The 20,415-nt window shown below is 72.3% G+C and carries 18 protein-coding genes and 1 pseudogene; 9 read left to right on the forward strand and 10 right to left on the reverse strand.

The window, feature by feature from the left end; genetic code table 11:
* Window positions 1–36: 36 nt before the first annotated feature.
* The 3 genes from ACIBEC_RS02175 to ACIBEC_RS02185 all read right to left on the reverse strand — a co-directional run bounded on the left by ACIBEC_RS02175 (window position 37) and on the right by ACIBEC_RS02185 (window position 3,914).
* Window positions 37–693, reverse strand: a complete 657-nt coding sequence (locus tag ACIBEC_RS02175; RefSeq protein ID WP_360490464.1) for an HAD family phosphatase — start codon at window positions 691–693, stop codon at window positions 37–39.
* Between the two features lie 159 nt (window positions 694–852).
* Window positions 853–1,869, reverse strand: a complete 1,017-nt coding sequence (locus ACIBEC_RS02180; RefSeq protein ID WP_360490466.1) for a ScbA/BarX family gamma-butyrolactone biosynthesis protein — start codon at window positions 1,867–1,869, stop codon at window positions 853–855.
* Window positions 1,870–2,117: 248 nt separating this feature from the next.
* Complete coding sequence (locus ACIBEC_RS02185) at window positions 2,118–3,914, reverse strand: alpha/beta fold hydrolase (protein ID WP_360490468.1); 1,797 nt, start codon at window positions 3,912–3,914, stop codon at window positions 2,118–2,120.
* A 289-nt stretch (window positions 3,915–4,203) separates the two neighbouring features.
* Between ACIBEC_RS02185 and ACIBEC_RS02190 the strand changes: the two are divergent.
* From ACIBEC_RS02190 to ACIBEC_RS02200, 3 genes and pseudogenes are all read left to right on the forward strand, one after another.
* Window positions 4,204–4,725, forward strand: a pseudogene (locus tag ACIBEC_RS02190) (peptidylprolyl isomerase).
* Window positions 4,726–4,994: 269 nt separating this feature from the next.
* Window positions 4,995–5,951: a phosphatidylinositol-specific phospholipase C domain-containing protein gene (locus ACIBEC_RS02195; protein ID WP_360490471.1), complete on the forward strand. Its 957-nt coding sequence runs from the start codon at window positions 4,995–4,997 to the stop codon at window positions 5,949–5,951.
* 208 nt (window positions 5,952–6,159) lie between these two features.
* Window positions 6,160–7,398 (forward strand): acetylhydrolase, encoded by a 1,239-nt coding sequence (locus tag ACIBEC_RS02200; protein WP_360490474.1) that lies wholly within the window; start codon window positions 6,160–6,162, stop codon window positions 7,396–7,398.
* A 96-nt stretch (window positions 7,399–7,494) separates the two neighbouring features.
* Here ACIBEC_RS02200 and ACIBEC_RS02205 read toward each other — a convergent pair whose 3' ends face one another.
* Window positions 7,495–7,917, reverse strand: coding sequence for a winged helix-turn-helix transcriptional regulator (locus tag ACIBEC_RS02205; RefSeq protein ID WP_396287665.1), 423 nt, complete (start codon window positions 7,915–7,917; stop codon window positions 7,495–7,497).
* Here ACIBEC_RS02205 and ACIBEC_RS02210 point away from each other — a divergent pair, their 5' ends adjacent.
* Window positions 7,918–8,316, forward strand: a complete 399-nt coding sequence (locus ACIBEC_RS02210; RefSeq protein WP_360490480.1) for a DUF4440 domain-containing protein — start codon at window positions 7,918–7,920, stop codon at window positions 8,314–8,316.
* A gap of 345 nt (window positions 8,317–8,661) precedes the next feature.
* Here ACIBEC_RS02210 and ACIBEC_RS02215 read toward each other — a convergent pair whose 3' ends face one another.
* The 3 genes from ACIBEC_RS02215 to ACIBEC_RS02225 form a co-directional block, all read right to left on the reverse strand.
* A complete protein-coding gene (locus tag ACIBEC_RS02215; protein WP_360490483.1) occupies window positions 8,662–9,390 on the reverse strand; it encodes a hypothetical protein in 729 nt (242 codons plus the stop codon).
* 114 nt (window positions 9,391–9,504) lie between these two features.
* Window positions 9,505–10,044 carry a PadR family transcriptional regulator gene (locus ACIBEC_RS02220; RefSeq protein ID WP_360490486.1) on the reverse strand — a complete coding sequence of 180 codons (540 nt, stop codon included), beginning with the start codon at window positions 10,042–10,044 and terminating at the stop codon, window positions 9,505–9,507.
* 247 nt (window positions 10,045–10,291) lie between these two features.
* The gene (locus ACIBEC_RS02225; protein ID WP_360490489.1) at window positions 10,292–12,334 is read right to left on the reverse strand and encodes an NADPH-dependent 2,4-dienoyl-CoA reductase; all 2,043 of its coding nucleotides are present in this window, start codon (window positions 12,332–12,334) and stop codon (window positions 10,292–10,294) included.
* Between the two features lie 249 nt (window positions 12,335–12,583).
* Here ACIBEC_RS02225 and ACIBEC_RS02230 point away from each other — a divergent pair, with 249 nt between their 5' ends.
* Window positions 12,584–13,819 carry an FAD-dependent monooxygenase gene (locus tag ACIBEC_RS02230; RefSeq protein WP_360490492.1) on the forward strand — a complete coding sequence of 412 codons (1,236 nt, stop codon included), beginning with the start codon at window positions 12,584–12,586 and terminating at the stop codon, window positions 13,817–13,819.
* 31 nt (window positions 13,820–13,850) lie between these two features.
* Here the strand turns inward: ACIBEC_RS02230 and ACIBEC_RS02235 are convergent, their stop codons facing one another.
* Window positions 13,851–14,426: a TerD family protein gene (locus ACIBEC_RS02235; protein ID WP_360490494.1), complete on the reverse strand. Its 576-nt coding sequence runs from the start codon at window positions 14,424–14,426 to the stop codon at window positions 13,851–13,853.
* 256 nt (window positions 14,427–14,682) lie between these two features.
* On the opposite strand from ACIBEC_RS02235, the gene ACIBEC_RS02240 reads away from it, so the two are divergent.
* Window positions 14,683–14,976: a hypothetical protein gene (locus ACIBEC_RS02240; RefSeq protein WP_360490497.1), complete on the forward strand. Its 294-nt coding sequence runs from the start codon at window positions 14,683–14,685 to the stop codon at window positions 14,974–14,976.
* A gap of 90 nt (window positions 14,977–15,066) precedes the next feature.
* On the forward strand, window positions 15,067–15,561 hold the full coding sequence (locus tag ACIBEC_RS02245; RefSeq protein ID WP_360490500.1) for a hypothetical protein: 495 nt from the start codon (window positions 15,067–15,069) through the stop codon (window positions 15,559–15,561).
* Here the strand turns inward: ACIBEC_RS02245 and ACIBEC_RS02250 are convergent.
* Window positions 15,549–17,108, reverse strand: coding sequence for a glycerol-3-phosphate dehydrogenase/oxidase (locus ACIBEC_RS02250; RefSeq protein WP_360490503.1), 1,560 nt, complete (start codon window positions 17,106–17,108; stop codon window positions 15,549–15,551). The genes ACIBEC_RS02245 and ACIBEC_RS02250 overlap by 13 nt on opposite strands.
* On the reverse strand, window positions 17,105–17,707 hold the full coding sequence (locus tag ACIBEC_RS02255) for a TetR/AcrR family transcriptional regulator (RefSeq protein ID WP_360490506.1): 603 nt from the start codon (window positions 17,705–17,707) through the stop codon (window positions 17,105–17,107). The genes ACIBEC_RS02250 and ACIBEC_RS02255 overlap by 4 nt, the downstream gene beginning before the upstream one ends.
* A 74-nt stretch (window positions 17,708–17,781) precedes the next feature.
* Between ACIBEC_RS02255 and ACIBEC_RS02260 the strand changes: the two genes are divergently transcribed.
* Window positions 17,782–19,350 carry an FAD-binding oxidoreductase gene (locus ACIBEC_RS02260; RefSeq protein WP_360490509.1) on the forward strand — a complete coding sequence of 523 codons (1,569 nt, stop codon included), beginning with the start codon at window positions 17,782–17,784 and terminating at the stop codon, window positions 19,348–19,350.
* Window positions 19,347–20,273, forward strand: a complete 927-nt coding sequence (locus ACIBEC_RS02265; protein ID WP_360490512.1) for a diacylglycerol kinase — start codon at window positions 19,347–19,349, stop codon at window positions 20,271–20,273. Before ACIBEC_RS02260 ends, ACIBEC_RS02265 begins: the two co-directional genes overlap by 4 nt.
* The last annotated feature ends 142 nt before the right edge of the window (window positions 20,274–20,415 follow it).

Below are 20,415 nucleotides of genomic sequence, written 5' to 3' on the forward strand. Positions count from 1 at the left end.
CGCGGCCGAGGACAGCCGAGGGCAGCCGATGAGCGGTCAGGTGAGCGCGGGCAGTCCGATCAGGCCGGTCAACTCCCGTACGGCCTGGGCGCTGTTGCGGAAGTGCACCGCGCGCCAGCCGCAGCGGCGGGCGGCGACGCAGTTCTCGGGGAGGTCGTCGATCAGCACACACTCCTCGGGCGTCACCCCCGCCTGCTGCTCGGCGAGGCGGAAGATCTCCGGGTCGGGCTTGCGGAACCCGACCTTGCAGGAGTCGACCACGCAGTCGACCTCCCCGGCGGGCGCCACGATGGCCTGCCAGTACGGCTCCCACTCCACGACGTTGTTGCTGAGGATGCCGACCCGGAAGCCGTTCTCCTTGGCGTGCCGCACGGTCGCGGTCATCACCGGGTTGGCGTTGACCCCCTCGAACCACTGCTCGCCGAAGCGCTCGAAGCGGGCGCGGGTCAGGTCGATGCCGGGGTTCTTGTCCCGCAGGACGCGGACCATGGCGTCGCCCCACTCGGCCTCGGTGAGCATGGCGAGTTCGATGGGCGCGAGCGGTTCGACGCCGAGCTCGCCGGCGACGGTGCCGAGGGCGGTCTTCAGCTGGCGCGGGGTGATGCCGGTGCGGGTGTGGTACGAGTCGAAGAGGTCGTCCAGCGGCGGCGAGAGCACACCGCCGAAGTCGAACCAGATCATGGGCTTGGACATGGCGGTGTCTCCTTGCGGTGCCGTGACGTGGCGGCGCCGTGACATGGCACAGTGACGTGGCGCCGCGACTCGGGATGTTCGGGCTGTTCGGCTTTTTCGCGCTGCTCAGGCTTCTCGGGCTGCTCAGGTTTTTCGCGCTGCTCAGGTTTTTCGCGCTGCTCAGGCACTGGCCGCGGCATAGGCGAAACGATTCTCCAGAGCACCCGTGATCGGGCTGGTACGGGCGAGGTGCACCCGGGCGCGGGCGATCTGCTCGTCCTCCTGCACCATGCTGATCTCGAACGCGACGGTGTCCGCCGCCGGCGACTCGACGACCCGCACGACACAGTCGGTCGGCAGCTCGAACTCGCCGAAGCGGGTGAAGTCCGTCTCCACCCGGGAGAGCAGCAGGCTGCGCGACGAGAGTCCGAACAGCTCCTGCGCCGCGTACATCGCGGACTGGCGGAAGCCTTCGAAGATCAGCGCGCCCGGGATGTGGTCCAGCGGGTGGTCGAACAGCGCCGGGTTGCCCTGGTCCACGACGACCTGGGCGCGCAGCTCGTGGCCCCCCAGCTCGACCCCGGCCAGCACGACGTTCTGCCCCGAGGCGCGGCCGACGGAGATCGACGGCACCCGGCGCCCGGTGTGGTGCGGCCGGGCCGGGGCCAGGGTGAGGGCGGCGCGGCCCTTGTCACGCATCCGGTCCCAGGCGGCACCCGGCATCCACTGGCAGACGGTGCGCATGGTGGCGGCCTCGTCTCCGTCCACCGAGAGGACCAGGTCGAGGGTGCTGCCGGTGACCACGCCGTCCCGGCGCTTCAGGTCGACCTGGTGGGCCCGGATCTCGGCCTGGCCGGGGCGGGCCCCGATCCGCAGCGCCTCCGGGTCGGTGATGTCGAGTTCACCGCTGACGAAGATGAACTTGTTGTCCAGCGGCGCGTCCAGGAAGGTGTGCGCGGCGTAGATGGACGCCTGGCGGAAGACCTCGACCAGCAGCAGCGGGTCGTAGGCGGCGGGCGCGGTGACGTTGTCGCTGTAGTAGCTGTGCACCCGCGGCAGCTGCGCGGCGATGAGGTACTCGCCCTCGGCCACCCGGGCGGAGTCGGTGAGGAAGACCTCACAGATGGCGGCCCGGTGGACGGTGGCACGCGGGACGGTGTTCGAGTAGGTGAGAGTACCGTCCAGGATTGCGGACATGACTGAGCTTCCCCCTCTGGGCTCTTGCATGTAGGTACCCCTCCGATCGGAGGTGCGAGCGTGATCGTACCTCTGTTCGTGGCGAGGTTACTGTGGCGTAGGCCACGTGAAAGCGAACAGGTGTGTTAAAAGTTCGTGTGGACCTTGTTGCGGGGATTGCCCAGGTCAGCGGCCGATCCAGGACGGCGACCAGGAGACCGCCAACGGCCCGCCGCAGGTTGGCGACGGGCCGCTGACGGAACAACGGGTCAGCCGAGCGGCAGCTCCAGGCTCGCCTCGCTGCCGGTCTGCGAGCTGATCGTGGTGGTGCTGCCGTCCACGCTCGCGAAGGAGTACAGCTGGTCACGGCTGTTCACGACCAGGACGAGGCGGTGTCCGGCCGGCAGGTCGTAGGCGGCCGGCTGCAGCTCCCAGCTGACGGCACTGTTGACGTTCGGGGTCAGGTCCGTCGCCGTGTACGGCTCGTGGGTGATGATCCGCGCGGTGCCGTCCGGCGCTACGTCGTACAGGTAGGCCACCAGCGTGGTGGCGTCAGCCGTGCTGCGCACGGTGAGCTTCACGGTGGCGGCGCCACGGATCCGCCGCGCCACGTCGCCCTGGCCGGTGAGCGGGTCGGTCGACCAGACCAGCAGCTGCGCGCGGTCGAACTTGGCGACGTCGTAGACCTTGGGATTGCCGAACCACTCCTGCTGCCCGGTCGCCATGAGGGCGTTCACCGCGGTGGCCTCGGTCAGGTTCCCGGCGGTGAAGTCCCGCGACCACCCGGCGGTCGGCTTGTCGGACAGCGCGCCGTCGCCCGCACCACCCGTGCCGGTGAGATACCAGGACTCGCTGCCGGTGGTGACGTCCTCCCAGGCCCCGTGCGGCTCGCGGCGCGCCGGGACGGTGATCAGCTTGGTGCCGCCGGGGATGACGATGGTCCGGTAGGTGAACATGCTCTGGTTGTTCACCGCCGTCCAGCTCGGCACGTCGTTGTCCGCGCCGAGCAGGTGGCGGTCCAGCCACTCGTAGGCCTCCCGCATCGGCACCGCCAGACCGGGGAACGGCAGGCCGCCGACCAGACCGGCCAGCCCCGGGCCCTCGGGGGCGCCGTGGTCGCCGATCCACAGGTTGAGGCGCTTCGGGACAGTCAGCCGGGTGAACGTGTCGATCACCGAGGCGACCGGGAACAGCGTCTCGTGCCAGGTGTTCGAGACGAAGGTCGGAATGTCGCGCTCGTTGGTGATGTCCAGGTAGGCCTCCGGGGAACGCTCGGTGCCCCAGGCGACCACGCCCTCCAGGTTCTGCCCGCTGAGGAAGTCCTTGAGGAGTTGCTGGGTGGCCTCGTCGAACTTCTCCTCCAGCGCGCCGCCGGTGAAGCCGATCAGCGCCTGGACGGCCGAGAGGTGCCGGGTGTCGTTGTGGAACAGGCTGGTGGCCAGGTTGCCCCAGGTGCTCAGCGCGACGACGGCGTCGACCCGGTCGGCCGGGTCGTGCGCGGCGACCAGCTGGCTGATCCCGGAGCCGTAGGACTCGCCGAGGAAGCCGATCCGGGAGGGGGTGAAGTGCTCCTGCGCGTAGTCGATCACGGCCGAGCCGTCGGCCCAGTCGTTCGGCCCGGCCACGTCGATGAAGCCCTCGGAGGTGGACAGCCACCCCGCGATGCCGATGCCGCGCGGCGAGTAGGCCAGCACGTGGTAGCCGCGCCGCGCCAGCGTGAGGTACGCGTAGAGGAACGGCAGCCAGCCGTACGGGTTCCAGCCGGCGGGCACGATCACGACGGGGTGCGGGTTGCCGTCGTTCAGCTTGATGCTGAGCGCCGACAGACGGACGCCGTCGGGCGCCGTGATGCGGGGCAGCTCGACCGTGGCGGCCTGCCGGATATCGGCCACCAACTCGGATAGCTCCGAAGGGAGTTCGCCGACGGGCTCCCCCCGGAGGGCCGCCAGCAGCGCCTGGGCCACTTCGACGACGGACGGGTTGACGGTGAGACCGGCGCCCCAGATGCCGTTGGTGGCGATGTCAGTGAGTGTCGCGTCGGTGATCGACGGGGTCTGGTCGGTCATGCGGAACCACCCTCTCGTGAACGGATACCAAAGCGCTTCTTGGCCACAAGGGACGTATCCAAACTGATGGCATGGCAGCTTCGCCCGAACGAATGAGCCGCAGAGACCCTCACCCACGGACCCCCGGCCTGGGTAATCGCCGCCTCCGAGGCCATGCCATCCGCATGCCTCATCCGCTGCCGCGACACTCGCGGTCACTCGTGCGAGTGAGATGCCGTGCCGTCGCCCCGAGTCGTCCGCCCGGTCGGAAGACTGGCCCGCGCCAGTAGGACCGACCGAAGGATGTGCCATGGCAGAAGAGCTGTACGCGACGCTGAAGACCAACCAGGGCGACCGTGATCCGGCTCCTGCCGCATCACGCCCCAAGACCGTCCGGAACTTCGTGGAGCTCGCCAAGGGCGACCGGGAGTGGATCAACCCGGAGACGGGGCAGAGGACGACCGACAGGCTGTACGACGGCACGGTCTTCCACCGGGTCATCGAGGGCTTCATGATCCAGGGCGGCGACCCCCTGGGCAACGGGACCGGCGGGCCCGGCTACAAGTTCGCGGACGAGTTCCACCCGGACCTGGCGTTCACCAAGCCGTACCTGGGGGCGATGGCCAACGCCGGGCCGGGCACCAACGGGTCCCAGTTCTTCATCACCGTCACACCGACCACCTGACTCACCGGCAAGCACACCATCTTCGGCGAGGTCGCCGACGAGGCCGGCCGAAAGGTCGTCGACGGCATCGCCACGGCGGAAACCGGCCGCAACGACCGCCCGGTGAAGGACGTGGTCATCGAGTCGGTCGCCATCGAGACCCGCTGACCGGCGGAGGCCCACCACCCCCGGAGTGGGAGGTCGACCCCGCCGCCTTCCCACTCCCACCACCGACGGTTGATCGGCGACCGGCTGCGCGAGCGTGAACCCGGCCCACTGCCCCCGGGGGGGGACACTCCTGCCTCAGCACATCACCGGGTCGGTAGTCGTGACTCATGGGCGGGCCCCTCGTACAGTGGACCCGCCGACGCCGAGGCCGCGTTCGGAGCAGCGACAGCGCACGTCCCAGCCGATCCGAAGGCCGAAGGAGCCACGCCATGGGCATCGCACGTCGTGATCTTCTCAAGTGGGGCGCGGGAGTCAGCGGGGCAGCCGCCCTGGGAGGCGGCCTCGTCCTGCCGTCCACCACCTGGGCCGCCGCGCGGACCACTCCACGCGGACTGCCGACCGACAACTGGATGAGCCGCCTGGACGGGAACGCCTCCCTGCTCGGCCTCACCATCCCCGGCACCCACGATTCGTGCTGCGAGAACCCCGGCTACGGCACCGAGTGGTCGCACACCCAGAACTGGGGCATCCCACAGCAGTTGCAGGAAGGCGTTCGCTTCCTCGACATCCGCTGCAACGGCCTGCAGGGCGCGCCCGACGAACTCGGGATCTACCACTCCGACAACTACCAGCACATCCGGCTGCAGGACGTCCTCGACCAGTGCCGGTCCTTCCTGCAGGCACACTCCGGCGAGACCATCGTGATGCGCCTCAGGAACGAGCGGGCGGGCGGGCAGGCCCTCGGCGACGACGAGTTCATGCGACGGGTCAACTACTACTTCAACGAGTTCGGCTTCCGGAGCCTGTTCCACCTCTACGGCTGGCCGACGCTCGGCACCGCGCGCGGCAAGGTCGTCCTGCTCGCCGACTTCTCCAACCCCTGGGGTCTGATCGACTGGTCCAGCGGCCAGAACGAGTACCTCGACACCCAGGACGTCTGGGAGATCGGCGGCAGCGACCCGCTGGGCAAGAAGGGCCAGTACATCGTCGCCCAGTTCGACAAGGCGTTCCTCAACCCGAACTACTCGAAGATGTTCGTCAACTTCCTGAGCTACGCCGGTGGTTACTGGCCCAAGAACAGCTCGCAGAGCCTCATGGACCGCACCGTCTACCCGTACCTGAACGCCCGCACCCAGCAGCGCGCCCGGTTCGGCATCGTGCCGATGGACTTCCCGGACTTCCACGTCAACGTGCTGCAGATGCTGATCGACAAGAACTTCGCCTGACCGGGACAGGCACACGGTGAACACCGAGCCCGAGCCCACGCCCGGCGCACCGGCGCACCGGCGCACCGGCGCACCGGCGCACCGCCAGGCTGTCGCCTTCCGCTCCGCATCAGCCCAAGGACGTAAACCCGTGGGCCAATACCCGGTGACGGAGGATCAATCGGCGGGCTGATGCAGCCCGCCCGCCCCGCGTGACAGCGTTCAGCGCATGGACACCACGCCGTTCGCAAGCCGTACCGGACTGACGCGCCGCCGCATGATGGGCGCCGCCCTGGCCGTGGGCACCGCCGTGCCGCTCGGCCTCGCCGGCGCCGCCTGGGGCGCCCCGGCCTCCTCCGGCGGTCCGGCCACGCCCACCGGGTCCGCCCCCGCCCGACTCACCCTTCCCGCGCCCACCGGCCCGTGCCCCGTGGGCATGGTGCCGCTCCACCTGCGTGACACCTCCCGCCCGGACCCGATCGCCGGCCCCGGCCGGTACCGCGAGCTGATGGCCACCGTCTGGTACCCGGCCCGGAGCGCCGACACCTACGCCTACCCGCTCGCCCCCTGGATGACCGACGGCGCCCTGCGAGCCTTCCTCGACGACGCCGGCTACCCGCTCGACCCCTCCGTCGCCCCGCTCACCGCCGGCCACCAGGGCGCGCCCGTCCACCGGACCGGCCACCGGCTGCCCGTCGTCGTCTTCTCGCACGGCTCCGGCAGCCACCGCGCCGACCACACGGTCATCTGCCAGGAGCTCGCCAGCCACGGCTACGCCGTCGTCACCGTCGACCACACCCACGACGCGTTCACCGAGTTCCCCGACGGCACCGTCTCCACCCCGTCGGACCTCGTCCCGATGGCCCCGAAGGACTACGCCGCCGACGTCCGCTTCCTCCTCGACCGCGTCGACGACCTCGCCGCCGGCCGCAACCCCGACGTCGACGGTCGCACCCTTCCGGTCGGCCTGCTCGGCGGCCTCGACCCTTACGCCGTCGGCGCGTTCGGCTGGTCCAAGGGCGGCACCGCCACCGCCCTCGCCATGGCCGCCGACCAGCGCATCCGCGCCGGACTCTCCCTCGACGGGCCGATGATCGCCAACCCCGCCCCCACCGCCGACCTCGACCGGCCGTTCATGATGATGACCGCCGTCTGGGCCCGGGCCACCAACCCCGCCGCCGAAACCTTCTGGACCCACCTGCGCGGCTGGCGGCTCGACATCCAGGCCACGGGCGCCATCCACGCCTCGTACGGCGACAACATGACGCTGATCCCCCAGGCGGGGAAGCTGCTCGGCATGACCGAACAGCAGATCCAGTCCCAGGTCGGCACCCTCGACCCCGACCGCGGCATCCGCATCCAGCAGGCCTACCCGCTCGCCTTCTTCGACCTCCACCTGCGCCACCGAGGCCGCCAGCTGCTCGACGGGCCCTCGCCGGCCTTCCCGGAGGTCACCTACCACCCGTAGGCCGCAAGCCCGGACGGGAGGGGGCCGGGGCGAGGGGTCCGGGTGGGAGGGGCCCGGGGGGGGAGGGCGGCCGCCACGGGGGTGCGGCCGCCCCTCTCACCGGCTGCCCGCCAGCCGCTCACCCGTGCGGTACAGCTCCACCAGCAACGGGCGCAGTGCCTCCCCCGCCGGCGTCAGCCGGTACGAGGTCCGCACCGGAAAGCCGGTCAGCCGCTCCCGCACCACCAACTCCCGTTCCCCCAGGGCCTGCAGCCGCTCCGCGAGCACCTTCGAGCTGATCTCCGGCAGCCGCGCCCGCAACTCCCCGTACGAGGCGGGGCCGTGCATCAACTCCCGCAGCACCAGGGTCGTCCACCGGCCCGCCACCGCCGCGAGCGCCACCTCCACCGGACAGTCCGTCTCCGGTCGCACCGTACGGCCGCGCTCGCCGGGCACCAACTCCGCGTCCCAGCTCCGGCTTTCGGCGCGCGCGCCGCTTCCCGTTTGGTGACCTACGGCACGCCCGTCTTCACTGCTCACATGACTCACCCCACCAGCCTCCCCGCGAGCACCGACCCGGCACAACACCCGGCAGCCTTCGCCGCCGCGTTCAACTCCGGCGACCCGGGCCTCCTCGCCCAGGTCTACGAGCCCGGCGCCGTCTTCGTCCCCTCCCCCGGCGCCGCCGTCACCGGATCCGAACTCCACCGCGCCAGCGCCGAGTTCCTGGCTCTCGGCCTGCCCATCACCGTCCGCCCCCGGCACACCTACGTCGCCGACGACATCGCCCTCCTCATCGTCGACTGGGAGATCACCGGCACCGCCCCGGACGGCACCCCCGTCCACCTCACCGGCACCGCCACCGACGTCGCCCGCCGCGACCCGGCCGGCCACTGGCGCTACGTGATCGACAACCCCTTCGGCACGGCGAGGCCTTGAACGGCGCGGCTTTGAGAGGCGCGGCTTTGAGAGGCGGGGCTTTGAGGGGCGGGGCCAGTCGACTCGCACCCTCGGGTTCACCGCGCAGGAGCAGACCTGGCCGGTCTGCGGGTCGAAGGAGAAGCAACCCAGGTACCGGCCCCGGGTGACCGACCGGTCGAACAGCCCGCCGTGCAACCAGTTCCTGGGCCCCAGTGGCCGTAGCCGACGTCCTCCACCGCGCCGTACCGCCAGGTGTCGGCGAACGTCACCGCCGGGCACGATGTGTCCCCACCGCACGCGGCGGGGCACGCGGCGGGGAGCAGGGCCACCTCGAGCACACGTCCTTCAGGAACCCGACCGAAGTCAGACCCGCATGCCCTGGGTGGCCACGACGGTGGGCGGGGTGGTGCTGCCGGCGGTGGTGCCGAGGGTGCGCTCTACCTTGGCCACGGCGGTGCGGTACTGCATCGAGGCGGTCTGCGAGGAGGCGCCCTCGCGCTGGAAGTAGCCGAAGGCCATCGCGACCGTGCCGAAGCGCTCGATGCCGATGAAGGCGTTGAGTTGGACGCCGGCCAGGGTGCCGTCGAGGCGGACCGCGGGGGCGTCCTGGCGGTCGCCGAGGGTGATCGGGGTGACGGTGAAGGTCACCGTGTCCTCGGTCCCGGCGTTGAAGGTGATGTTGTGGCAGCTTCGGAGGGCGTCGGCCACGCTGTTGAAGTCGGCGGCGAGCCGATCGGGCGCCTCTGCGGCGAGGGCCTCGGTCACCATCGGGTTGCCGTCCGGGCCGTCGAGTTCGGTCTCGGCGCGCGGGTTCGCGAGGCCGGGCTGGGTGGCGCGCATGTTGATCAAGGCACTGAGCGCGTCACAGCCGCTGACCGGGCTCGGGTTCTCGCCCGGGCTGGGGCTCTGAGTGGCGGGTGCCTCGGTGAAATCTGGGCCGAGGTCGGCCGCGGTGAGCAGGGCAGATCTCAGCTGGTCGGCGGAGGGGAGCTCCTGGGTGGGCGCGGCCGACGCCAGGTGGGCCGGGCCCAGAGCGACCGCCACGACGACGGCCGCGGCGGTGATGGCGTGGAGAGGCCTAGGAAGAGACATACGGGCCCCCGGTCGAGAGTTCGGGCAGGGACAAGGCAACCAGTGTCCCACCGGCGGCTGGGCGTGGCGCGCGGGGCGGGCATCTTCGCAGGTCAGAGCCGGGTGCGGCGAGGGTCAGGCATGGTCCGGGGAGAGGGCTACGAGGGTCTCGGCAAGCCACTCCAGCCAGAAGGTCTCCAGCCCGATCCCGGCCCGCAGCACCGCGTGCTGGAGCCGGTTCTCGCCGTCCGCCTTCTCGGCCGGGAAGTCGCGTCGCTCGATCTCCAGGTAGTCGGCCAACTGCGCGCGGTGAAGCGCCAGATGGCGCTCCAGCTCGGCCGTCAGGCCGTCCGCGCCGACCACCGCCGCCGCCCGCAGCCGCAGCAGCAGCGGCTCCCGGACGGCGCGCGGTGCGGCGCCCTCGGCCGTCCAGCGGACCAGTTCGGCACGGCCCTCCGGCAGGACCTCGTACTCCTTCTTCTGCCCGCGCACCGGCGCGTCCGGCCGAAGGGCCCGGATGTGACCGGAGGCCTCCAGCCGGCCCAGCTCGCGGTAGATCTGCTGGTGGGTGGCGGGCCAGAAGAAGGCGATCGACTTGTCGAACCGCCTGGTCAGTTCCAGCCCCGAGGACGGCTTCTCCAGGAGGGCGGTGAGGATGGCGTGCGGCAGCGACATGCGGACGATCCTAGGGGCGCATGAGCGGGTCGGATGGCTGCGGGCCGTGAGCGGGTCTCATGGAGCAAGGCCATGAGCAGGCCTCATGGGGCACGCTCATGAGAAGGTCTCATGGCCGGGCGCATGAACAAGTCTCATGGGGCACGCCCATGAACGGATCTCATGACCGCCCCCCATGAGCAGGTCACATGACCCGGCCACATGACCGCGTGCATGAGCAGCCCTCATGCACGCGCCCATGAGCCGCTCAGAGCGAGGCGGCCAGTTCGGTGCCCTGCTTGATGGCCCGCTTGGCGTCCAGCTCGGCGGCCACGTCGGCGCCGCCGATCAGGTGCACTGCCAGGCCGCGCTCGCTCAGCGCCTCGTACAGGTCGCGGCGCGGCTCCTGGCCGGTGCAGAGCACCACGGTGTCGACCGGGATCAGCTGACGCTCGCCGTCCACGGTGATGTGGAGGCCGGCGTCGTCGATCAGGTCATACGTCACGCCGGGGACCATCACCACGCCGCGGTGCTTGAGCTCGGTGCGGTGGATCCAGCCGGTGGTCTTGCCGAGCCCGGCGCCGACCTTGCTGGTCTTGCGCTGCAGCAGGTGGACGCTGCGCGGGGGCTTCGGGCGCTCGGGGGCGCGCAGGCCGCCGCGCTCGCGGTATTCCGGGTCGATGCCCCACTTGGACTGGAACACCGGCGGGTTGAGGCTCGCCTGGTCGCCCTGGTCGGTGAGGAACTCGGCCACGTCGAAGCCGATGCCGCCCGCGCCGAGGATGGCGACCCGCTCGCCGACGGGCGCGCCGTCGCGCAGCACGTCGAGGTAGCCGACCACGCTGGGGTGGTCGATCCCGGGGAGGTCGGCGGGGGTGCGCGGGGTGACGCCGGTGGCGAGGACGAGGTCGTCGTAGCCCGCTTCGGCCAGTTGTTCGGCGGTGGCGGTGGCCCCGAGGCGCAGCGTGACGCCCAGTTCGGCGAGCCGGGTGCGGTAGTAGCGCAGCGTCTCGTCGAACTCCTCCTTGCCGGGGATGCGCCGGGCCACGTTCAGCTGTCCACCGACCGTCTCGGCGGCGTCGTACAGCGTGACCTCGTGGCCGCGCTCGGCGGCGGAGACGGCGAAGGCGAGGCCGGCCGGGCCGGCGCCGACGACGCCGATGCGCTTGCGCACCTTGGTGGGCGCGAGGACGAGTTCGGTCTCGTGGCAGGCGCGCGGGTTGACCAGGCAGGAGGTGATCTTGAGGCTGAAGGTGTGGTCCAGGCAGGCCTGGTTGCAGCCGATGCAGGTGTTGATGGCGTCGGCGCGGTCGTCGCGGGCCTTGGCGACGAAGTCGGCGTCGGCGAGCAGCGGGCGGGCCATCGAGACCAGGTCCGCGTTGCCCTCGGCGAGCAGGCTTTCGGCGATCTCGGGGGTGTTGATGCGGTTGGTGGTGACCAGCGGGATGCCGACCTTGCCCATGACCTTCTTGGTCACCCAGGCGAAGGCGCCGCGCGGCACCGAGGTGGCGATGGTCGGGATGCGGGCCTCGTGCCAGCCGATGCCGCTGTTGATGATGGTCGCCCCGGCGGCTTCGACGGCCTGGGCGAGCCGGATCACCTCGTCCAGGGTGGAGCCGCCCGGCACCAGGTCGAGCATGGAGAGGCGGTAGACGATGATGAAGTCGTCGCCGACCCGCTCGCGGACCCGGCGGACGATCTCCACCGGGAAGCGCATCCGCCGCTCGTACGGGCCGCCCCACTCGTCGTCGCGCCGGTTGGTCGCGGCGACGATGAACTCGTTGACCAGGTAGCCCTCGGAGCCCATGATCTCGACGCCGTCGTACCCGGCTCGGCGGGCGAGTTCGGCGCAGCGGGCGAAGTCCTCGACGGTCTGCTCGACCTGTTCGGCGGTGAGCTCGTTGGGCACGAAGGGGCTGATCGGGGCCTGGAGGGCGCTGGGGGCGACGAGGTCGGGGTGGTAGGCGTAGCGGCCGAAGTGCAGGATCTGCAGGGCGATCTTCCCGCCCGCGGCATGCACCGCGTCGGTGACCACGCGGTGCCGGTCGGCTTCTTCCTCGGTGGTCAGCATCGCCCCGCCTTCCCAGGGGCGTCCGGCCTCGTTGGGGGCGATGCCGCCGGTGACGATCAGGCCGACGCCCCCGCGGGCGCGCTCGGCGTAGAAGGCGGCCATCCGCTCGTAGCCGTGGGGGGCTTCTTCCAGGCCGACGTGCATCGAGCCCATGATCACGCGGTTGGACAGGGTGGTGAAGCCGAGGTCGAGTGGGCTGAGCAGGTGCGGGTAGCGGCTGCTGCCGGGCGTGGCGCTCATCGACGTCTCCTGGGGCGCGGGCTGGGTGTCGTGTTACCGCAGGGTAAGGGGACGGGTCGATCGGTTGCAACTAGTTGCATAAAGCGGGGGAAGCCCGGCGGCCACGGCCCGAACCGGCCGCCCTGCGGCTCGGACCTGCCGCCCAGGACCGAACCGACCGAACGCCGCGCGGACGGCGGGACGCCCGCGTATCGTCGTGTCCCGGACATCGCGGGCTCGGGAGAGGGGGCGGCCGTGCGGGGTGGTTCGGTGGCCGTGGTCGGGGGCAGCATCGCCGGGAGCGCGTTCGCCGGGGCCGCCGCCCGGCTGGGCGCGGAACGGGTCGTGGTGCTGGAACGCAGCCCGGGCCGACTGGAGGACCGCGGCGTGGGCATCTGCACCCACAACGACCGCTTCGACGAACTAGTGCGCGCCGGGCACCTCGCCGCGGACACCCGCCGCCACCGCCTCACCGTCCGCCGCTGGACCACCCGGGGACCGGCCGGCGAGGGCGACGGCCCGGACGGGCGCGGGCGGGTGCTCTGGGACCAGCCGTTCCCGTTCCACTCCCACCACTGGGCCGTCCTCTGGCAGGCCCTGCGCGAGCGCAAACCCGAGCAGGTCGAGTACCGGCTGGGCACCACCGTCACCGCGGTCGGCGGCGACGAGCAGGGCGCCTGGGCCGAGGACGCCGACGGCGGCCGCCATGCCTACGACCTGGTGATCGGCGCGGACGGCTACCGCTCGGTGGTCCGCGCCGCCGTCTGCCCGCAGGCCGCGCCCGAGTACGCCGGGTACGTGTGCTGGCGCGGCAGCTACGACGCCGCACTGCTCGACGGGCTTCCCGGCGGGGCCGCGGTCTGGCCGGAGGAGGAGTGCATCACCGCCTGCTACCGCGGCGGACAAGTCGTGATCTACCGCATCCCCGGGCTGGACCCCGGCCGCACCCAGGTGAACTGGGTCTTCTACGCACCCACCCCGGCCTGGCTGCGCCTGGACGGCCCGACCAGCCTCCCGGCGGGCGCCCTCACCGACGGGCGGCTGGACGAGCTACGGCAGCTCGCGGAGCGGCACCTGCCGCCGTACTGGGCCGGGCTGGTCACCCTCACCCCGCGTGAACGGACCTTCCTGCAGCCCGTCTACGACCTGGCGACCCCGCGCCGCACGGCCGGGCGGCTGCTCATCGGCGGGGACGCGGCCACCGTCGTGCGCCCGCACAACACGAGCGGCGCGGTGAAGGCCATGCAGGACGCACACGCCTTCGAGCAGGCCGGACGGGCCGCCGGCTCCTGGTCGTCCCTATTGGCCGCGTACGACCGCGAACGGAGCGCGGCCGGCCGGGAGTTGGTGGAACTGGGCCGGACGCTCGGCCGGGCGCAGGTCACCGAGGCACCGGACTGGTCGACCATGGACGAGCCCGCGATGACCGCCTGGTGGCAGCACCAGCTCACCGGCAGCGGGGGTTTCGGCGGCCACGCGCTCGGACGGACCGAACCTTCCGCGTGACCACCGAAACCCGCTGGCTTCGGCGCGAGGATCAGACGTTGACGCCGTAGTCGGTCGCGATGCCGCGCAGGCCGGAGGCGTAGCCCTGGCCGATGGCGCGGAACTTCCACTCGGCGCCGTTGCGGTACAGCTCGCCGAAGACCATCGCGGTCTCGGTCGAGGCGTCCTCGGACAGGTCGTAGCGCGCGATCTCCTGGCCGTTGGCCTGGTTGACGATCCGGATGAACGCGTTGCGGACCTGACCGAAGCTCTGCAGCCGGGCGTCGGCGTCGTAGATCGACACCGGGAAGACCACCTTGGCCACGTCGGCCGGCACCCGGTCCAGGTCGACCTTGATCTGCTCGTCGTCGCCGTCGCCGCCACCGGTCAGGTTGTCGCCGCTGTGCTCGACCGAACCGTCGGGGCTGCGAAGGTTGTTGAAGAACACGAAGTGCTGGTCCGAGATCACCTTGCCGAGCGCGTTGCACAGCAGCGCACTGGCGTCCAGGTCGTAGTCGGCCCCGGTGGTGGTGCGCACGTCCCAGCCGAGACCCACGATCACGGCGCTCAGACCGGGCGCCTCCTTGCTCAGCGAGACGTTGCCGCCCTTGGCCAGTGAAACTCCCACAATGCCCTCCTCTGATCTCTCCCTGCGGACGAATCTACAACACTGTAGAGATCACGAGAATCCGCCTGAAGGCGGGCTCCGCCCCGGGAATTTCTCCGGGTCCTTTTCAGGGACCCCGACGGGAACCGATCGAGGGGAGCCCGAGGCCGGATCGACCGGGGCGCCGGGGGCGCCCGGGCGGTGCGGCCGACCTAGACTGGCGGTGGTTCCCCGATTCCCGGCTCCCCCGGCTGCGGCGCCCTCGCGGGAGGTTCCCATGCGCCAGCGGTACAGCTTCCACGTCGACCAGGGCGGACACTCCGTGACCGTCAACGTCCGCTCCGGCTGGATCACCGAGACCGAGCTGCTGGTGGACGGCAAGGAGTGCGCCTTCCACCGCGTCCACGGGCACGGCAGCTACCCGCTGACCCTAGCCGCCCAGCTCGCCGAGGAACCGCCCCGGCCGCTCGCGGTGACCCTGGACCGCACCGGCAGGGCCGAGCAGCCGCTCTCCTGCGTCCTGGAGCTCGCCGGCGCCGAGCTCCCCATGCCGGAGCACGCGGCCCGCTGAAACCGTCCGTGCGGGTGGTTTGCCCGCGAATGCGCCGAAACCCTACGATCTCCCATTCGCATGTTCCACCCTCCCCCATGAGAGCCCCGCATGCCCTCCTCCGCGACCCCCCACGCCTCGGACTCCCCGGACGCCCCGGGCTGCCCCGACGCCCCGGACTCCCCCGACGCCTTCGCCGTCTTCGACGACCTGCTGCGCGAGGCGATGACCGGAGCCGAGCGCTTCGGCCACCGCCAGCACGTCCGCCTGACCTGGCTCGCGGTCCGCCGGCACGGCGCCGCCACCGCCCTCGGCCTGATCGGCGACGGCATCCGGCGCACCGCCACCAAGGCCGGGGCGCCGCAGAAGTTCCACGTCACCATGACCCGGGCCTGGGTCGAGCTGGTGGCCCACCACGCCGACGGCGCACCGGCTTTCGAGGAGCGCGAGAACTTCGAGGCGTTCGCGGCCCGCCATCCCGAGCTGCTCGACAAGGAGCTGCTCGCCCGCCACTACCGGCCCGGAACGCTCGCGAGCGAGCAGGCCCGGACCAGCTGGGTCGAACCGGACCTGACGCCCTTCCCCTGGGCCGATCAGCCGTCCTGACACTCCGTCAGAATCTCTTCGACCACCTTCCGCGCCCGTTCCGCGTCCTCCGCGACCAGCCCGATCCGGGTGCGGCGGTCGAGCACGTCGGCGGCGTCCAGCGCGCCCTCGTGGGTGACCGCGTACGCGATCTCGGCGCGCGTGACGTCCAGACCCTCGGCCACCGGCACCGACTCCCCCGCCGCCAGCACCTCGTGGGCGGCGCCGCCGTGCCGGGCGAGCAGTGAGGAGGGCACCTTCTGCGCGGGCAGGGGTCGGCTGTCCCGGTGTCCGGGGGCGCCGACCAGTGGCAACCGCGCCGTCCAGCAGGTCCGGGCGGGCAGACCGCGCAGCCGGACGGCGGCGTCCACCGCGTCCTCGGCCATCCGGCGGTAGGTGGTGAGCTTGCCGCCGACCACGGTGACCAGCCCGGACGGGGACTCCAGCACCGCGTGCTCGCGCGAGATGTCGGCGGTGCTGCCGCCCCCGGTGTCGATCAGCGGGCGCAGCCCGGCGTAGGCGCCGCGCACGTCCGCCCTGGTCAGCGCGGTGGCGAGGGCGGCGTTGACGGTGTCGAGGAGGAAGGTCAGCTCGGCCTCGGCGGGCTGCGGCTCGTCCGGGATCGGGCCCGGGGCCTCCTCGTCGGTCAGGCCGATCGCGACCCGGCCGAGCTGCTGCGGCAGGGCGAACACGAAGCGGCTGGTCGAGCCGGGCACCGGCACGGTGAGGGCGGCGGTCGGATTCCCCAGCAGCCCCGCGTCCACCAGGACATGGGTGCCACGGCTCGGACGCAACGTGATCGAGGTATCCACCTCACCCGCCCAGACGCCGGTGGCATTGACCACCGCGCCCGCCCGGACGGCCAGTTCCTGCCCGGTCAGCGTGTCGACGAGCCGGGCGGAGGTGCCGGTCACCACCTCGGCCCGGACCCTGGTCAGCACGCTCGCGCCGTACTGCGCGGCGGTTCGCGCCAGGGCGACCACCAACCGTGCGTCGTCCACGAGTTGGCCGTCGTGCGCGACCAGCGCGCCGCGCAGGCCCGCGGTCCGGACGCCCGGCACCAGCTGTCGGGTGCGGGCCGCGTCGATCCGGCGCATCCGGGGCAGCAGCGCGCCCGGCGTGCCGGCGCTGACCCGCAGCGCGTCGCCGGCGTGGAAGCCCGCGCGGATCAGCGCGCCCTGCCCGGGGCGCAGCAAGTCCGGGAGCAGCGGCACCAGTTGGGGCAGCGCGCGGATCAGGTGCGGGGCGGTGCGGGTCATCAGCACGCCGCGCTCGACCGCACTCTCCCGGGCTACCTTGATCCTGCCGGAGGCGAGGTAGCGCAGTCCGCCGTGCACCAGCTTGGAGCTCCAGCGGCTGGTGCCGAAGGCCAGGTCGCGGGACTCGACCAGCACGGTGCGCAGGCCGCGCGAGGCGGCGTCCAGGGCCACCCCGGCGCCGGTGACACCGCCACCGATCACCAGCAGGTCGATGTGCGGGTCGTCGCCGAGCGCCTCGAGTTCCAGCGTGCGGCGTGCGGCGTTGAGTCGGCTGGTCCCCGCGAAGGGGCCGACGGCGGGCGTCGTCATGGTGCGAGGTATCCGTTCAGCGCTCTGGCCAGTTCGCGCCGCCAGGCCGCCTCTGGCAGCAGGGAGGCGACCATGCGGTGCGACTGGACGGTGGACTGGGCGATCAGCAGGACCATGGCGGCCAGTTCGAGCGGCTCCCCGGCGCGGACCGAGCCGTGCGCCTGGCCCCGCTCGATGCCGCTGCGCAGCGCCTCCAGCAGGCCGCGCTGGCTGGCGCCGAGCCGCTCGACCACGTACTCGAGCAGCAGGTCGGAGTCCTCGGAGTGGAGCAGCGCGCCGAGCACCGGGTGGTCGCGCAGCCGGACGGCGACCTCGACGACCCGTTCCACGAGGGTCTCCCGGTCCTGGACGTCCAGCGAGGCGCCCTCCAGGGTGGCCAGGATCTCCCGGGTGAGCAGCGCGCCGATCACCGCCCGGACGTCCGGCCAGCGCCGGTAGACGGTCGGCCGGCTGACCCCGGCGCGGCGCGCGATCTCGGCCAACTGCGTGCGGCGCACGCCGAGGTGGACGAGCAGGTCGGCGGCGGCGTCCAGGATCGCGTCGTCGGTGCTGCGGGGCTGCCCGGCTGCTGCCGCCGGCTCGGCGTTACTACTTGACATGATGTGTGAAACTGTAACGCATGGCACCTGAGACGCAAGCGGGACCGGCGGGCGCCGCTCTTCCGCTCCCCCCGATGAAGTGGGACGCCTGGGGCGACCCGGCCCTGGCCAAGGAGCTGTCCGCCGACATCAAGGGACTGCTCGCCGCGGCCCTCGGCGTCACCGGCGACGCAGCCCCCGGGCCGAGCGCCGAGGAGGTCGTACTGCACCCGTCCCGGACCTCCGCCGAGGACCTCAAGGCACTCGCCGCCGCCGTCGGCGAGACCCACGTCAGCACCGCCGACGCCGACCGCCTGCCGCGCGCAGGCGGCAAGTCCACCCCCGACCTGCTGCGCCGCCGCAGCCGCGAGCCGCAGGACGCGCCCGACGCCGTCGTGCTGCCCGGCAGCGAGCAGGAGGTCGCCGCCGTTCTCGCGGTGTGCGCCGAACGCCGCATCGCCGTCGTCCCCTTCGGCGGCGGCACCAGCGTCGTCGGCGGCCTCGACCCCGAGCGCGGCCCCTTCCACGCCGTCGTCTCGCTCGACCTGCGCCGCTTCGACGAACTGCTCGACCTGGACGAGACCTCCGGCGAGGCCGTCCTCGGCGCCGGCCTCACCGGCCCGGCCGCCGAAGCACTGCTCGCCGAACGCGGTTGGGAACTCGGCCACTACCCGCAGAGCTTCCGCTACGCCACCATCGGCGGCTTCGCGGCCACCCGCTCCTCCGGCCAGGACTCCGCCGGGTACGGGCGCTTCGACGAGATGGTGCGCGGCCTGCGGGTGGTCACCCCCGCCGGGGTGCTCGACCTCGGCCGCGCCCCCGCCTCCGCCGCCGGCCCCGACCTGCGCCAGCTCTTCCTCGGCTCCGAGGGCACCCTCGGCGTGATCACCGCCGTCCGGCTGCGCGTCCACTCGCTGCCCGCCGTCAAGGCCTACGAGGCGTGGAGCTTCCCCGACTTCGCCACCGGGACGGCCGCGCTGCGCGCCGTCGAGCAGCAGGGCACCGGCCCGACCGTGATCCGGCTCTCCGACGAGGCCGAGACCATGGTCAACCTCGCCATGACCGAACAGATCGGCGGCAGCCCGACCGTCAGCGGCTGCCTGGCCGTCACCGTCTTCGAAGGCAGCGCCGAACAGGTCGCCGCCCGGCACCGTGCCACCCGCGAGGCGCTGCTCGCCGCCGGCGCCACCTCGCTCGGCGAAGCCCCCGCCCGGGCCTGGGAACACGGCCGGTTCAACGCACCCTACCTGCGCGACTCACTGCTCGGCGCGGGGGCGCTGTGCGAAACCCTGGAGACGGCCGCCGGCTGGAGCCGACTGCCGGCCCTGCGGGCCGCCGTCACCGAGGCACTCACCGCCGCCCTGCCCGGCGCGCTCGTGCTCTGCCACATCTCGCACGTCTACCCGACCGGCGCCTCGCTCTACTTCACCGTCGTCGCCGCCCTCGGCGAGGACCCGCTCACCCGCTGGGGCGCCGCCAAGCGCGCCGCCGGGGACGCCATCGTCGGCGCGGGCGGCACCATCACCCACCACCACGCCGTCGGCGCCGACCACCGGCCCTGGATGACCGACGAGGTCGGCGACCTGGGCGTCCGCATCCTGCGCGCCGTCAAGGCCGAGCTCGACCCGGCGGGCATCCTCAACCCCGGCAAGCTGATCCCATGAGCCGGGCTCATGGGGCGGACGGCCCGAGAACCGTCCGCAGGGTCGCCGTTCTCACCAACCCGGCGGCGGGCGCCGGCCACGCCGGCCCCGCCGCGGAGCGGGCGGTCGCCCGCCTGCGCTCCCTCGGCATCGACGCCGAACCCCACGCCGGGCGCTCCGCCGACGACGCCGTCCGCCTCGCCCGCGAAGCGGCCGCGGGCGGCGTGGACGCGCTCGCCGTGGTCGGCGGTGACGGCATGATCAACCTCGCCCTGCAGGCCCTCGCCGGCACCACCGTCCCGCTCGGCGTGATACCGGCCGGCACCGGCAACGACCACGCCCGCGCGTACGGCCTGCCGCTCGACGCCCCCGAGGCCGCCGCCGACATCATCGCCGCCGGCCGCATCCGCACCGTCGACCTCGGCCGGGTAACCGGTCCGGACGGGTCCGTCCGCCGGTTCGGCTCCATCCTCGCCACCGGCTTCGACTCCCTGGTCAGCGACCGCACCAACCGCCTGCGCTGGCCACGCGGCCGGATGCGCTACAACCTCGCCATCCTCATCGAGTTCGCCAACCTGCGCCCGCTCCCGTTCCGGATCACTCTCGCCGACGGCACCGTCATCGAACGCGACCTCACCCTCGCCGCCGTCGGCAACACCCGCAGCTACGGCGGCGGCATGCTCATGTGCCCGGAGGCTCTCCCGGACGACGGCCTACTCGACGTCACCCTCGTCGACGCCATGCCCCGCCTGCGCATCGCCCGGTTCTTCCCCACCCTCTTCAAAGGCACCCACACCACCCGCCCCGAGGTCACCACCCTGCGCACCGAGTCCCTGCGCATCGACTCCCCGGGCATCACCGCCTACGCCGACGGAGAATTCATCGCACCCCTGCCGGTCGAGGTCGCGGTGGAAAGGAACGCCCTGCACCTGCTGGTGCCGTGAAACCCGATGCCGCGGTCCGGTCCGCCGGCCTGCTGGCCTGCTGGCCTGCTGGCCTGCTGGCCTGCTGGCCTGCTGGCCTGCTGGTCGGCCGGACCGGGGCACCGGTCATCCGTCCTCATGGGAAGAGGCGCGCCGGCCGCTC

It is taken from the genome of Kitasatospora sp. NPDC051164 (assembly GCF_044455625.1).
Lineage (GTDB): Bacteria > Actinomycetota > Actinomycetes > Streptomycetales > Streptomycetaceae > Kitasatospora.